The sequence below is a fragment of the Niallia tiangongensis genome (assembly GCF_044704065.1).
GTDB classification, from domain to species: Bacteria; Bacillota; Bacilli; order Bacillales; family Cytobacillaceae; genus Niallia; species Niallia tiangongensis.
Genome location: NZ_CP162613.1, coordinates 4,190,864 through 4,204,582, shown reverse-complemented (window position 1 = coordinate 4,204,582; position 13,719 = coordinate 4,190,864). Strand labels below are relative to the sequence as shown.

The 13,719-nt window shown below is 35.4% G+C and carries 11 protein-coding genes and 1 riboswitch; of the genes, 8 read left to right on the top strand and 3 right to left on the bottom strand.

Annotated features, from left to right (window positions below; translation table 11 throughout):
• Positions 1 to 558 precede the first annotated feature (558 nt).
• Positions 559 to 2,247, bottom strand: coding sequence for a methyl-accepting chemotaxis protein (locus AB3U99_RS20005; RefSeq protein WP_400243475.1), 1,689 nt, complete (start codon positions 2,245 to 2,247; stop codon positions 559 to 561).
• A 255-nt stretch (positions 2,248 to 2,502) separates the two neighbouring features.
• On the opposite strand from AB3U99_RS20005, the gene AB3U99_RS20000 reads away from it, so the two are divergent.
• From AB3U99_RS20000 to AB3U99_RS19980, 5 genes are all read left to right on the top strand, one after another.
• Positions 2,503 to 3,009, top strand: a complete 507-nt coding sequence (locus AB3U99_RS20000) for a hypothetical protein (protein ID WP_400243474.1) — start codon at positions 2,503 to 2,505, stop codon at positions 3,007 to 3,009.
• Positions 3,010 to 3,177: 168 nt separating this feature from the next.
• Positions 3,178 to 4,914: a phospho-sugar mutase gene (locus AB3U99_RS19995; protein WP_400243473.1), complete on the top strand. Its 1,737-nt coding sequence runs from the start codon at positions 3,178 to 3,180 to the stop codon at positions 4,912 to 4,914.
• A 283-nt stretch (positions 4,915 to 5,197) separates the two neighbouring features.
• Positions 5,198 to 5,539, top strand: coding sequence for a single-stranded DNA-binding protein (locus AB3U99_RS19990; RefSeq protein WP_400243471.1), 342 nt, complete (start codon positions 5,198 to 5,200; stop codon positions 5,537 to 5,539).
• A 14-nt stretch (positions 5,540 to 5,553) separates the two neighbouring features.
• The gene (locus AB3U99_RS19985; protein ID WP_400243470.1) at positions 5,554 to 5,700 is read left to right on the top strand and encodes a hypothetical protein; all 147 of its coding nucleotides are present in this window, start codon (positions 5,554 to 5,556) and stop codon (positions 5,698 to 5,700) included.
• Positions 5,701 to 6,740: 1,040 nt separating this feature from the next.
• Positions 6,741 to 7,844 carry an IS110 family transposase gene (locus AB3U99_RS19980; RefSeq protein ID WP_400243469.1) on the top strand — a complete coding sequence of 368 codons (1,104 nt, stop codon included), beginning with the start codon at positions 6,741 to 6,743 and terminating at the stop codon, positions 7,842 to 7,844.
• A 766-nt stretch (positions 7,845 to 8,610) separates the two neighbouring features.
• On the opposite strand, the gene AB3U99_RS19975 is transcribed toward AB3U99_RS19980, so the two are convergent.
• Positions 8,611 to 8,754, bottom strand: a complete 144-nt coding sequence (locus AB3U99_RS19975; RefSeq protein ID WP_400243468.1) for an anti-repressor SinI family protein — start codon at positions 8,752 to 8,754, stop codon at positions 8,611 to 8,613.
• Positions 8,755 to 8,778: 24 nt separating this feature from the next.
• A riboswitch (cyclic di-GMP riboswitch) is annotated at positions 8,779 to 8,869 on the bottom strand.
• Between the two features lie 283 nt (positions 8,870 to 9,152).
• Between AB3U99_RS19975 and AB3U99_RS19970 the strand changes: the two genes are divergently transcribed.
• The 3 genes from AB3U99_RS19970 (at position 9,153) to AB3U99_RS19960 (ending at position 11,551) form a co-directional block, all read left to right on the top strand.
• Positions 9,153 to 9,896 (top strand): WecB/TagA/CpsF family glycosyltransferase, encoded by a 744-nt coding sequence (locus AB3U99_RS19970; RefSeq protein ID WP_400243467.1) that lies wholly within the window; start codon positions 9,153 to 9,155, stop codon positions 9,894 to 9,896.
• Between the two features lie 188 nt (positions 9,897 to 10,084).
• Complete coding sequence (gene galE / locus AB3U99_RS19965) at positions 10,085 to 11,047, top strand: UDP-glucose 4-epimerase GalE (RefSeq protein ID WP_400243465.1); 963 nt, start codon at positions 10,085 to 10,087, stop codon at positions 11,045 to 11,047.
• Between the two features lie 114 nt (positions 11,048 to 11,161).
• Positions 11,162 to 11,551 (top strand): VOC family protein, encoded by a 390-nt coding sequence (locus tag AB3U99_RS19960; RefSeq protein ID WP_400243463.1) that lies wholly within the window; start codon positions 11,162 to 11,164, stop codon positions 11,549 to 11,551.
• 272 nt (positions 11,552 to 11,823) lie between these two features.
• Here the strand turns inward: AB3U99_RS19960 and AB3U99_RS19955 are convergent, their stop codons facing one another.
• Positions 11,824 to 13,716, bottom strand: a complete 1,893-nt coding sequence (locus tag AB3U99_RS19955; protein ID WP_400243462.1) for a CDP-glycerol glycerophosphotransferase family protein — start codon at positions 13,714 to 13,716, stop codon at positions 11,824 to 11,826.
• Positions 13,717 to 13,719 lie beyond the last annotated feature (3 nt).

Here is a 13,719-nt window from a genome sequence, read left to right as displayed (position 1 = left end):
TTGTAAATTTTGCTTCGAAAATAAATATTCTTAGCAAAAGCATTGGGATATGATCCAAAAGAAAGATAAATGAGCCAAACCCAAGCAAGCTAAATCCCCACAAAAAGAGGCTGGGACAAAACTAAATAGCCAACCTGTAAAGAAGAACAATCCTTAATTTAGCTCTAAAAAAGGCTGCTTTTTCATGCTAATTATTTATGAGTTTATATATAGTCAGTATAAAAACTAATTCATTTTTAAAGATTGTTTTCTATAAACTATTATGGAAATAGAAATAAATAATTAATTGGAAAGACGGAGCAGCCTGAATACACGTAGACTCCTATGGGAGCTGCGAGAAAGTCCGAGACCCTGCAGGAACTTAAGTGACGAAGCGGCTCGGCGCTCGCCCCATGGAAAGCGAAGTGTATTCAGGCTGCGGATAATAACACCATCTTTACTGAAACAGCCTTTTATAAACCAATATAAACCCGAACAATCATTTGGAACTATCTTATGGTTGTTCGGGTTTATCTATGGCTATTTAGTTTTGTCCCAGCCTCTCTTTCACATCTAATTTCAAATATCTTCTTTATGATTAAACTGCGATACAATATCCATTAATTCATCGGCCATACCAGATAAGGATTCAGCGGAAGCTTTAATCTCTTCCATGGATGCCATTTGTTCCTCTGTAGAAGCAGCAACCTCTTCTGTACCACTCCCATTTTCTTTAGAAAGAAGGGCAATCTCGTTAGCAACCTCTACCACATCTTTAATTTGTGTTGTAATCATAGCCACTGTTTGGGCAACCTCTTCTATTTCTGGAGCTACCTTTTGCGTGTTTGATACAATAGTGGAGAAGGATTCAACGGTATTTGTTGATATGTTTACTCCTATCTTCGCTCGATCCAATGTCTCATTCAACATGGTGACTGCTTCTGATGTATCCTGTTGAATTCCGTGCAAGGACTGTGAAATATCTTGTGCAGAAGCTTGTGATTGTTCCGCTAATTTACGGACTTCATCGGCAACGACTGCGAATCCTTTGCCATTTTCCCCTGCTCTAGCAGCCTCAATGGCAGCATTTAACGCTAATAGATTTGTTTGGTCAGCGATATTGCTTATTAATTCAATCATTTTTCCAATTTCATTTGATCGTTCGGCCAAGGCAGCAATTATTGAATTGGAACGTTGAACAGAGTCATAGATGAACTCCATTTGATTTAAATTATCATGAATTTGTTTCGTTTCTTTTTCTGCACTTGTAAAAGCAGCTTGTGATAATGCAGACACATGCAAGGAACGTTTCTTAATTGTCTCCACTCCGTCAAGAATCGAATCTAGTGCAAGTGTGTTATCAGATATTTTAGCAATCGTATGCTCATTGCTCTCGGCAATCGACTGAATAGAGGATGCGATTGCACTAGATGCACTACTGGATTGTTCTGCACTTGCATTTAATTGTTCTGCGGAGGCTGCTACAAGATTAGAGCTCTCCGTCATATTGGAAATCATGAGCGATAAATTGTTTTTCATTTGCTCAAAAGCTTCGTTTAATTGATAAATTTCATCTTTTGCTTTAATTGGAAATGTATCTGTATGTAAGTTCCCCTTAGCAACTTTCTGCATATTTGTTTTTAAATTTTGAATCGGCTTAGTAATAAGAGAAGATTGAAGGAAACCAATAGCTAAAGAAATAGCAGTGACTAAAACACTAAAAATCACAACTAACATCATTTTTTGCTCAGATTGTGTTTGAGCACTTTCAATTTCTGGATTCAGAATATCATTTGTCAGCAGAATATTTAAAGTCTCAGCCTGTTCAGATAAGCTGTCTGATAATGTAGTTATCTCATCTAAAGTAGCTTGAGAAGGGTTATTGCTATTCATCAGTGCGTTTGCCTTATGTGTAAGTTCTTTGTTTAAAGTCTTTAATTCATTTAATCGCTTTTCTATTTCTGCATCAGTAGAGATTTCAATACCGTTGTTAACGAAAGTATCGATATTACTGCTTGCTCCATTTACCCTGCTTTTGTAATCGGAGGTTCCATAGACAAAATAGCCCCTTACGTTGGAAATTTGTCTAGCTGCATTTGTGTTGATTTGTTCTGATATAGAGCGTAATTCTGTAACTGTTTCGATTATATAATCATATGTTTCTGTAGTTTCCTTTGTACTTCTATAAGAATAATAGGACAGAATCATAAATAAAATAGAAACAATCAGAAAACTTGCTAATAATTTATGCTTAATTGATTTTCTCATTTTATTCTCCTTTCTTTGTTGACGCATAAGTTGAAATGGTTTAATAAGGAATTCATAAGAATCTAGCAACATAATGTACTTCGATTTGTATCGACGTGAATTACCTTATTTTTAGTAGAAAAACAAAAGTCGGAATTGAAAGAAAAGCGGTAATAATTCAAAAGAATCAAGGGTGTTTAGTGATGCTAACTAAAGGAATGATTTAAGAAAATGACGGGTATACAGTAATATCAATAGATAAAGAGGTGTGCATCCATGGCTAATCCGGATATTACAATGTATTATTTCGAACAAAATAGATATATACCTAATCATCCTTATCTGCCTGCATTACATTATAAAAGGGCAATGGAGAATAAGGAGGAAAATATAGAAAAAGTTTTTCATTTTAATAATTGGAAAAATAGTTGGACCAATGGAGTTTTTCCATACCATCATTATCATAGCAATACACATGAAGTACTTGGTATTAAAAAAGGATCCGCTCTATTACAAATAGGTGGGGAAGGAGGATCGAAGCTTATTGTAAAGAATGGAGATATCTTATTGCTTCCAGCTGGAACAGGTCATAAAAAATTATCAGCTTCACCAGATTTTGAAGTGATCGGTGCATATCCTAATGGAGAGGCATATAATGTGAAAAAAGACGTGGAGGAGGACTTAAAAGGTGTACTGGAGGAGATAGAAAATGCAGTTTTCCCTGTAGCTGATCCAGTTTATGGGGAAAGTGGTCCTCTTGCGAAAATGTGGAGAAGAAAATAATTACAATGATAAGTCTAATTGGAACCCTTTTTTCATTTAGGTGAATAGTCCTGAAATGGGGGAAGGGTTCCGTGATAATGCTTTTTAAAAAATCTTTACTTATATACATATTTTAGGTAATGTTAAGTTAGATAGTCACATTAATTTAAAGGTGGGAGATCAGCGACAATGGTATATAAAGATATCGTAGAAAAGTGGACAAGTTTTGCAGGATTAGAAGCTAACTTAAAAGCACAACTAACAGATTTACAAACATCTGATAAGTTGCTGGAGGACAGTTTTTATAAGCATTTGGAATTCGGTACTGGTGGTATGCGTGGAGAATTAGGACCTGGTATTAACCGCATGAATATTTATACTGTTCGTAAAGCAGCAGAAGGATTAGGGAAATACATAGTAGAACAAGGCGAGGAAGCGATGAAACGCGGGGTAGCTGTTGCTTATGATTCCCGTCATCAGTCTCCAGAATTTGCTTTAGAGGTTGCGAAAGTAGTGGGTAAGCTTGGAGTTAAATCTTATGTATTTGAAGAGCTTCGTCCTACACCAGCATTATCTTTTGCTGTACGCTATCTAAATACATTTGCTGGAGTAGTGATTACCGCAAGTCACAATCCTCCTGAGTATAATGGATTTAAGGCATATGGAGAAGATGGTGGACAACTTCCTCCTGAGGCTGCAGATACAATTATTAAATATGTAAATGCAGTAGAAGATGAACTTACAATTGAAGTTCTAGAAGAAAAAGAATTATTAGAACAAGGGTTATTAACATATATTGGGGCAGATGTGGATGTTGCCTATGTAGAACAATTAAAGACAATCCAATTAAATCGTTTGCCAGAAGCAAAAGATTTAAAAATTGTTTATACTCCATTACATGGTACAGGAAACAAGCCAGTTCGTGAAGGATTAGAAGCATTTGGATTTGAAAATGTAACAATCGTGAAAGAACAGGAATTGCCTGATGCAAACTTTTCAACAGTAAAATCGCCAAATCCAGAAGAGCATGCCGCTTTTGAAATTGCGATTCGTTATGGAAAAGAAATCGATGCGGATATTCTTCTAGCAACAGATCCGGATGCAGACAGATTAGGAGTTGCGGTTAAAGATTTAAGTGGAGAATACACGGTTCTTACTGGAAATCAATTAGGTGCATTGATGATTGAATATCTATTATCAGAGAAGAAAGAGAAAGGTATTCTTCCTGAAAATGGTGTGATTATTAAAACGATTGTAACATCTGAAATTGGCCGTACAGTTGCCAAAGCCTATGGAATTCCTACAATCGATACATTAACAGGATTTAAATTTATTGGTGAAAAAATTAAAGAATTCGAACAAACACATGAGCATACATTCCTTTTTGGATATGAAGAAAGCTATGGCTATTTAGTTGGTGATTTTGTTCGTGATAAAGATGCTGTTCAATCTGCCATTTTTGCTGCAGAAGTTGCTGCATACTATAAAGCAAAAGGCTTAACGCTTTACGAAGGTTTACTAGAAATCTTTGAAAAGTACGGCTTCTATCAAGAAGGATTAGAGTCCTTAACATTGAAAGGGAAAGATGGAGCAGAACAAATTGCTTATATTATGGACACTTTCCGTAAAGCTCCAATCAAAGAAGTTAATGGCTTAAATGTTGTTTCAGTAGAAGACTATTTAACAAGTCAACGTCATGAAGGCTTAACAGAAACATTGATTGATTTACCAAAGTCCAATGTAATCAAATATTATCTAGAAGATGGTTCATGGTTCTGCTTACGCCCTTCTGGAACAGAGCCAAAAGCGAAGTTCTATTTTAGCGTAAATAGTTCTTCTTTGGAAGAAAGCACAAGTAAGCTCGAAGCATTGAAGGCAGGCGTAATGGAGCAAGTGAACGCTGTAATCGATGGATATAATAAGTAATAGCTAAATTGCGTAGAGTAATAACTAAAAGGAACTAATTTTAATAATCGAATCTCCTCTTAAGATGCTTATAACGCACCTTAAGAGGAGATTTTTTTGTGCTTTTGAAAAAATGCAAAATTTGAAATTTTGAGCCCTTTTATGTGCAAATTCTTAAAAATGGCCTAGGCGAAAATTGGGTATTTTATGGCGGATTTATGACAAAACTTGAAATTTCGACATTTTGCAATCTCCCTCATTAATAGTATGATTTAACTAATTTAAGACAGAAAGGAGGGAGAGGATGATTAATCAGGTTACTTTAGTAGGAAGGCTAACGAAGGATCCAGAGCTAAGAGTCACACAAGAGGGAACCTCTATAGTGACTGTTACTGTCGCAGTAAATAGAAACTATAAAAATCAAGCAGGCGATTATGATGCTGATTTTGTACAGTGTACGTTTTGGAATAAGGTAGCAGAGAATACGGCACAGTATTGTCATAAGGGCTCGTTAGTAGGAATTGTTGGTCGCATCCATACAAGAAACTATGAAAATCAGGATAGTAAAAGGATTTATGTAACAGAAGTTATAGCAGAATCCGTTCGGTTTTTAAGTAATAAAAAAGTAGAACATACTATTCCTTAAAGGAGGAAAGCTTCGTGAATAATGTACCAGATCTAATGGTTACATTAATAAAAATGCAAGCAAAGACAAATGAAAAATTAGAACAATGTAATGTAAGAATAAAACAATTAGAACATATTATTCACATGGAAAACATCTCTCGTACTTCCCCAACATCTTAAGACTTTCACCCTATACACTACTCACACCAATTAACTTTCCGTTTCAAAATTCTCTTTGAAACAATCAATCCTTATTAGAAAAAATCAATACACACTCCGATTAATTTCTTCCTTTTGAAAGTGCCCAATGAGGCGCTTTTTTTGTGAACAACTGATCGCTTAGGGTGAAGCTGGAGTAAGCATGAATGATAACGTAACAGAGAAAGGTTCTCCATGCTCGTTCGGGTTACAAGTAAGAGGAAAAGGTAACAGAGGAAGGGTCTCATTTGAATTTCCAATGCATCACTATATTTAATATTCCTATTCATTTTGCAAAATAAGCATTTACCTAAGATTATCTATAAGAGGAGTTTCCAATAAATTTTCAAATGAAAAACCAGCAAAAAAAGAAACAGAGGCTGGGACATAAGTATTCCAGCCATAGATAAACCCGAACAACCATGCGATAGTTCCATTTGATTGTTCGGGTTTATATTGGTTAATAAAAGGCTGTTTCCGTAAAGATGGTGTTATTATCCGCAGCCTGAATACACTTCGCTTTCCATGGGGCGAGCGCCAAGCCTCCTCGTCACTGCGTTTAGGCCACTGAAAAAGTGATTAATCTGAGAAAGTAATGTGGATTTCATCAATATATATACAATATGAAGAAGTTACCCACCTATATATAGTAGGGGATTAACTTCTTTTTCTCATTTCATGGACTTTTTCAGTGCCCTCACTGCGTTCCTGCGGGGGTCTCGGACTTTCTCGCAGCTCCCATAGGAGGGAGTCTACGTGTATTCAGACTGCTCAGTTCTTCCAAATAATTAGTTTTTTTCATAAAAAATTTTAGAAAAAACTTTAAAAACGAAGTAAAATGGAGCGGAGGACGCTCGACTCCTGCGGGAAATAGAGACGCTTTAGACCCCGCAGCGCAGCGAGTTATAATGAACGAAACTAGCCCCTTACACGTAAATTCGTAGGTTAATTTGGGAATATTGTTTAGTGAACCAAAACAAAAACCAAATCAGAGCTACATTACGGAAGGAGCTAGTTATATTATGAAGAATACCACAAAATATGTAGGTTTAGACGTATCAAAAGAAAAAATTGCAGTGGCAATTGCGGAGGAAGGAAGAGAAGAACCAAGATACTATGGGGTCATTCCTCATACACCAGAAGCGATTAGAAAACTAGTAAAAAAACTTGGACAACCTGAAACTATTAGAATGTGTTATGAAGCAGGTCCCACTGGATACCCTTTATATCGGTTATTATCTTCCTTACATGTTCATTGTGAAGTGATTGCCCCTACTTTAATTCCGACAAGACCTGGAGATCGAATTAAAACAGATCGAAGAGACTCCATTCGTCTCGCCCAGCTCTATCGCGCAAATGAATTATCTTCGATTTATGTTCCCACTCCAGATGATGAAGCACTTCGAGATTTAGTAAGAGCAAGGGAAGATGCCAAGGAGGATGAGCTAAGAGCGAAGCATCGGTTAAGTAAGTTTTTATTGCGTAATGATATCCACCCACCTAAAGGTGTTAATAAATGGACAAAAAAATATCGTGAATGGTTAAATACGTTGAAGTTTGAAAGTTCCACTTTACGATTAGTCTTTCAAGAATACTATCATCAATTGAAAGAATTAGAACAACGAGTAAAAAGATATGAAATGGAAATGAACATGCATGCCCAAGAAGGAGTTCATGCGCCTATCGTTCAAGCTTTACAAGGGCTGCGAGGGAGTGCCCTTGTCACCGCGACCAGTATTGCCGCAGAAATTGGTTTTTTTAGACGCTTTTCTACTCCTAAAGGACTGATGGGATACGTCGGTTTAATTCCAAGTGAATACTCAAGTGGGGAAAAAAGGCGGCAGGGGGCCATTACGAAAACAGGGAATCGTCATGTCCGCAGATTGTTAATAGAAGCCGCCTGGAGTTATTTGTATCAACCAGCAGTCAGGGGAGAATTAAAAAAGCGTTTAGAACACTTACCGCCAACGATTCACTCTATTTCTTGGGAAGCGCAGAACCGTCTTCATAAAAAGTACTTTCGATTAGTTTCTAAAGGAAAAGAAAAGAATAAAGCGATTGTCGCGGTAGCAAGAGAATTAGCAGGTTTTATTTGGGCAATTGGACAAGAAGTACAAGAAGTATAGAACTTTAGTTAGGGTTAGTTTTTGAAAAATATAGTCGGATAGGTAGGACGGGAAGAAAAATACTAGATACTTGAGAACAGGGCTCGGAGGCAAAAAAATACCGGGAAGGATAATCCACGTGCCTCCTCTGTGCTAGCCGAAATAGGTGAACGCACGCCGCGAGTTAGTGGCTAGGCCTTTATACGGAAAAATAAAATGTGTAAATCCACGAATATCAGAATGCTAAACCGCAGTCATTAGATTTTTGCCTTCGTGCCGTGTTCTTACTATCTATTCAAATAACCTTTATAGGAGGTGTCAGTTAATGGATTATTCCTTCCTTAGCTTTTAGCAGTGTCTCCTAACTTAGAATTACCGTCAAGGAAAGCACTTGACCGCAATTCTAAGTTAGGAAGTTAGGTTGGTAAGCTAAAGAAGGAGACTATTTAGCCAAATTTGGCTAAAACCCATACAAAAAAAGAAGCTCGAAAATTAGCTTCTTTACTTAAAGTTGCCTTAAAATACCTAAAAACGAATGGTGTAGTGGGAACCTTGACAGTTTCGTTCATATCAGGAGGCTCAGCTTCCTCCCCGGCGCATCGAGCGTCTGTAGCGCAATGGAACGACTTAGTTTTTGCAATGGACTATTTTTAAAAACTTTGATACCCCGTATGAGAAGGTAGCTTTATTTAAAAGCAAAATTAGAGATTGTTCGTCTTTACAGATTGGCTATTTAGTTTTGTTCCAGCTTCTAAAACGTTATCATTATGCAATATTCTGATAATTTTCAATCGCTATCTTCTAGTATGGTTAACAAGGCACGAACTTCATCTTGAGTAAAACCTTGTTTTTTTGCCTCCATTATGAGCGTTATCCATTCACTGTCCAAATTGCATTTAGTCAATACTTCGGTGGGAAACAAATTAATCATGATAATTAACCTCCTTATAGTATATAAGGTGGCCCAGCCATCATAGTATAAATAAATCTACCTTAGACCTGAAGCTTTGCGTCCCACCCTTTCAGATGGTTTGCCTTTATCTAGATAATTGTACAATTAGAATTTTATCACTAATATGAAAAATATAACAACTTTTTTATATACAATGTTTCGACATAATCCAACATACATATATTGATTACTTATCTCTAACTGAAAATAAAGGAGAAATTTAGGGAGAAAACTGCCCATAAAACCCCTATTGTTCGTAGTTTTACTTTATACAGTAATGATTGAGAGTAAATCAACACTAGCTTGAATTGTTTCTAGAAGACAATTTTTATATAATGGAAAGGGGCTTTTAAAAATTTCTCATTAGGGGATACATGATGGATAAGAAATGGTTAGGAAATATAAAGGTAAATGTTTTAAGCTCAAAAGAAGCTATTACTCATATAAAAGAAAAACTAGAGAAACGAGTATTATCCGATATTTTTTTTCTGAATGATCATGGATATAATATTGCGCAAAAGGATGCAGCATATCGTGATATGTTAAATCAGGCTGATTTATTGTTAAATGATGGTATTGGTATTGAAATAGGAGCGAAGCTTTTTGGATTTTCATTTAAGGAGAATTTAAATGGTACGGATTTTATTCCAGCGTTATTTCAATCTTTAAACGAAGAAACAGATAAACGATATCGTGTGTTTCTATTAGGTGCCAAACCAGGTGTCGCACAAAAGGCACAGGATCGTCTCCAAAAAAAATATAAGAATATCTTATTTATAGGTAATCAGGATGGATATTTTCCGAAAGAGAACACAAAGAAGGTTATTGAACAGATTAATAACAGTAAAACCGATATCCTTTTAGTAGGATTTGGAATGCCGCTACAAGAACAATGGATTAATGAACATCGTTCGAAGCTAGAGAGTACCATTACGATTGCTGTAGGCGCTTTTATAGATTTCTCCTCTGGAGATGTGGCAAGAGCTCCTAAAGTCTTTCGCAACCTTCGCCTAGAATGGCTATATCGAATGGGGAAAGAACCAAGAAGACTGTGGAAACGAAATGTAGTTGGTCATTTTTCCTTCTTCTACTCTATTTATAAGCAAAGAAAGATAAGATAAGATGAAAAGTACCTAGTATGGAAAAGTTCTTCCTTATCAGACACTTTTTACTTGTAATTGGCTGCAGCTTCTTCTTTTGAACATTAAAAATGATATTAACATACTGTTAAATAATATTTACAAAAAATGTGATAAAATAGGGGGGAGCATAAATACATAAATACGCTGATTAAAGGAGAGTTATTTATATGATTTTAGTAGTTGGTGGAGCTGGCTATATTGGTAGCCATCTAGTAAAAGAATTAGTGGAAAAGGAAGAAGTAATAGTATTAGATAATCTTGCTACCGGTCATGAGGAATCTATTGATTCCCGCGCGGTTTTTGTGAAAGGTGATTTAGGGAATGTTGAAGATTTAGAATCGATTTTTTCTAACTATCCAATTAAGGCAGTCATGCATTTTGCGGCATATAGTTTAGTTGGTGAATCTGTTCAAGATCCGTATAAATATTATGAGAACAACGTTGCTAATACATTAACATTATTAAATGTTATGTTAAAGCATAATGTGAAAAACTTTATTTTCTCTTCTACTGCAGCTACATATGGAATTCCAAAAGAGGAGATTATTCTAGAAAGTTCGGAAACATCGCCAATTAATCCTTATGGCAGATCGAAGCTAATGGTAGAACAGATTTTAGCTGATTTCCACACAGCTTATGGACTTCATTATGTTGTCTTACGCTATTTCAATGCAGCGGGTGCACATGTATCTGGTGAAATTGGGGAAAATCATGATCCAGAAACACATTTAATCCCTATTATCCTTCAACAATTATTAGGAGAGCGAGAGTCTATTTCCGTCTTTGGGACAGATTATCCTACAGAAGATGGAACATGTATCCGAGATTATATTCATGTAACAGACCTAGCAAATGCCCATATAGCAGCACTAGAAGCTTTGTTAAAGGAAACGAAATCTGCTGAAACGTATAATCTTGGCAATGGTGTAGGCTATTCTGTTAAGCAAGTAATTGAAATGTGTGAAAAGGTAACTGGCCGAAAAGCAAATGTAATTCTTAGTGATAGAAGAGCTGGAGATCCGGCAAGATTAGTAGCTTCTTCAGATAAAATCTACCATGAGCTTGGCTGGAAAGCAGAAAGAGGCTTAGAAACAATTATTCAAAGTGCTTGGAACTGGCATAATAAATAATATAAATGGCGAAGGAATCGATAAAATTTCTTCGCTTTTTTCTAGAGCAAAGGTTTATACGGTATTATTTTCCTACATAAGCTTGGTTATCTATTAAACAAAAGGAGTACATAAATGTTTAAGGTAAATCGCATTCATCATATCGCTATTATCTGCAGCAATTACGAAGTTTCTAAACAGTTTTATGTTAATCTATTAGGCTTTACACCATTAAAAGAAGTATATCGAGAAGGAAGAGATTCCTATAAGCTTGATCTTTTAGTAAATGATAGCTATCAAATTGAACTTTTTTCCTTTCCAAATCCAAAGAAAAGACCGAGTTATCCTGAGGCAGCTGGCTTACGTCATATTGCATTTGAAGTGAATGACGTAGAAGAAACTGTACAGTATTTACAATCGAATAATATTACAGTGGAAGAAGTCCGGATCGATCCAATTACAGCCAAAAAGTTTACTTTTTTTGCAGATCCAGATGGGTTGCCGATTGAATTATATGAGGCTTAATTAGCATGAGCTTTTCCCTTATATTGAGAAAGGGTACAAACAGTTTGTAAAATAAATTGCTTATCTTGAGAACTTAGTAATCTCCAGCTTCCAGCTTTTATTTTCATATGTATCATCCTTTCTACTATTTTTTATCTTGTAGTATATATATACCGCGTTTAATTTCATTGAAAACACCAAAATTATCAACAAATGTTGACAAGTATTTCCCGAGAAATGTCGGGAGATAAAAAAGGAGCCCTCTTAGCATGAATTGCTAAGGGGGCTTCTACTTAATTTAACTCATTAAAATTATTAATGATAAGTTGTTCAACTACACGTTCCGATGATTTACCATCTATGTCATCAAAGAAATATTTCACGAAAGGCTCGATTTTTTCCATTTTGAAATCTTCTTTTTGAATAATATCAATCATTCTTTCCGTTGTTTTTGCAAGTGGACCTGGAATAAAGGAATGATAGTCATAGTAGAAGTCACGTGTGCGCACATACTCTTCTACATCGTATGCAAAGAATATCATCGGTTTATTTAAAAGGGCATATTCAAAACATACAGATGAATAATCAGTAATTAAGATATCCGTAATGAATAATAAATCATTGATTTCCCGGTAAGAAGAAAAATCATAAAAGAAATCACTAAATTGATATGGAATACTAAATTCATTTTTAACAAATGGATGAATTTTAAATAGAAATACATACTCATCCTTCAATTCGTTATATAGCTTTTCTAAATTTAATACTTCCATTGGATAGTGGGCAGACATTTGTCCATTTCCACGGAAAGTAGGTGCAAACGTAATTACCTTTTTTCCTTTTAAAAATGGAAATTCTTCATTTAAGTTATTTCTTACTTCTTCTTGATAGGCTTTATCGAAAAAGACATCTGTTCTTGGAATACCTGTTGGAATTACATTTTCTAAATCAATTCCAAAACCTTCTGCATAATGCTTGGCAACATTTTGGGAGCTAACAATTGCTTTTGTATAATTTCGATGGTTTTTCGATTTTGGCGAAGGACCACCAGGTCGGCCTAAGCGGCTAAAGCCAAACGTTTTAAAAGCACCAACAGCATGCCATAATTGGATTAATTCTGCATTTTTTCTAATGGTCAGCGGATAGATCATTGGGTAAAAATCATCAAGAATAATAAACTTTGCTGTTGCCAAATGATAGGCTAAGCTGAATATTTCTCGATAATTCTTTTTTTCATCCACTCCTTTTTTTAGTAGGAGATGGTAGTCATAATTTAAATCTCTTCTAAGTAATTCATCATATACAAATTGGAAGTTTCCGCTCATTTCACTTCTGCTATCAGATGCAAAAATAATCTTTCTTGTTTGTAAAGGTAATAACTTGCAAAATTTGTAGGTTAGAGAGAAACACCATTTATAAACAATGCGATAAACTATTCCGCGTTGCTTTAAATCCGCATCTAATCCCATTAAAGAAGGATCTAAATCCTTTAGTTTGGATGATGTAATTTTTAATGTTTTTAATGGTAAATCATATGTAGCTAAAAGATTGTACTTCATTTCCTTCTTTGCTGTGAAATACTCCATTTTAGCTGAATGGAAGCCATTATCTAGAAAATGTTCAATATTTCCTAAAGGAAAGGACTTTTTATATACTTTATCGCCTAGTACATGTACGTCTAGTTCTAAGAATAGTCGATAGTCTTCCTCGGGAAGTGGTCTATTATGGGAAGTAATCGTTGCAAAGTTAACCTTTGAACGAAAGCCTGCCCAACTATATTTATTATCAATTGAATCTTTTGTTTTTATGTCTTTCACAAGAACATCTTGTAAAGGAATGGAAACCTTTAAGCCACTAGTACTTAATAATATCAAACGCTTTTTTACTAAATCTTCATTTGTCATCGGAACGTTCTCTAAGTAAAAATAGCCTTCGATTTCCATAATTGGTCCATTCCAGTTTAATTGTGTTATTTTACGATGTGGAATATGTTCTTCTATTTTACCAGCAATTTCGTTAAGCACAGGAAGGGATTCACTTATTTTTTCTTTTTGAATGATGATGCGATCTTCCGTAATTTGAACGGGCTTATCAATGCTAAATTCTAAATCATCACGGACAATCGATCCGGATGAATCAGAAGAAGCTTTTCTTCTTCTTAACTTTCGAACAATCTTTCTTAACATGCT

What these genes read in the sequence shown, in the direction of transcription:
- AB3U99_RS20005 (WP_400243475.1), bottom strand. Translation starts at nt 2,247, where the DNA reads ATGAGAAAATCAATTAAGCATAAATTATTAGCAAGTTTTCTGATTGTT.
- AB3U99_RS20000 (WP_400243474.1), top strand. Translation starts at nt 2,503, where the DNA reads ATGGCTAATCCGGATATTACAATGTATTATTTCGAACAAAATAGATAT.
- AB3U99_RS19995 (WP_400243473.1), top strand. Translation starts at nt 3,178, where the DNA reads ATGGTATATAAAGATATCGTAGAAAAGTGGACAAGTTTTGCAGGATTA.
- AB3U99_RS19990 (WP_400243471.1), top strand. Translation starts at nt 5,198, where the DNA reads ATGATTAATCAGGTTACTTTAGTAGGAAGGCTAACGAAGGATCCAGAG.
- AB3U99_RS19980 (WP_400243469.1), top strand. Translation starts at nt 6,741, where the DNA reads ATGAAGAATACCACAAAATATGTAGGTTTAGACGTATCAAAAGAAAAA.
- AB3U99_RS19975 (WP_400243468.1), bottom strand. Translation starts at nt 8,754, where the DNA reads ATGATTAATTTGTTTCCCACCGAAGTATTGACTAAATGCAATTTGGAC.
- AB3U99_RS19970 (WP_400243467.1), top strand. Translation starts at nt 9,153, where the DNA reads ATGGATAAGAAATGGTTAGGAAATATAAAGGTAAATGTTTTAAGCTCA.
- galE (WP_400243465.1), top strand. Translation starts at nt 10,085, where the DNA reads ATGATTTTAGTAGTTGGTGGAGCTGGCTATATTGGTAGCCATCTAGTA.
- AB3U99_RS19960 (WP_400243463.1), top strand. Translation starts at nt 11,162, where the DNA reads ATGTTTAAGGTAAATCGCATTCATCATATCGCTATTATCTGCAGCAAT.
- AB3U99_RS19955 (WP_400243462.1), bottom strand. Translation starts at nt 13,716, where the DNA reads ATGTTAAGAAAGATTGTTCGAAAGTTAAGAAGAAGAAAAGCTTCTTCT.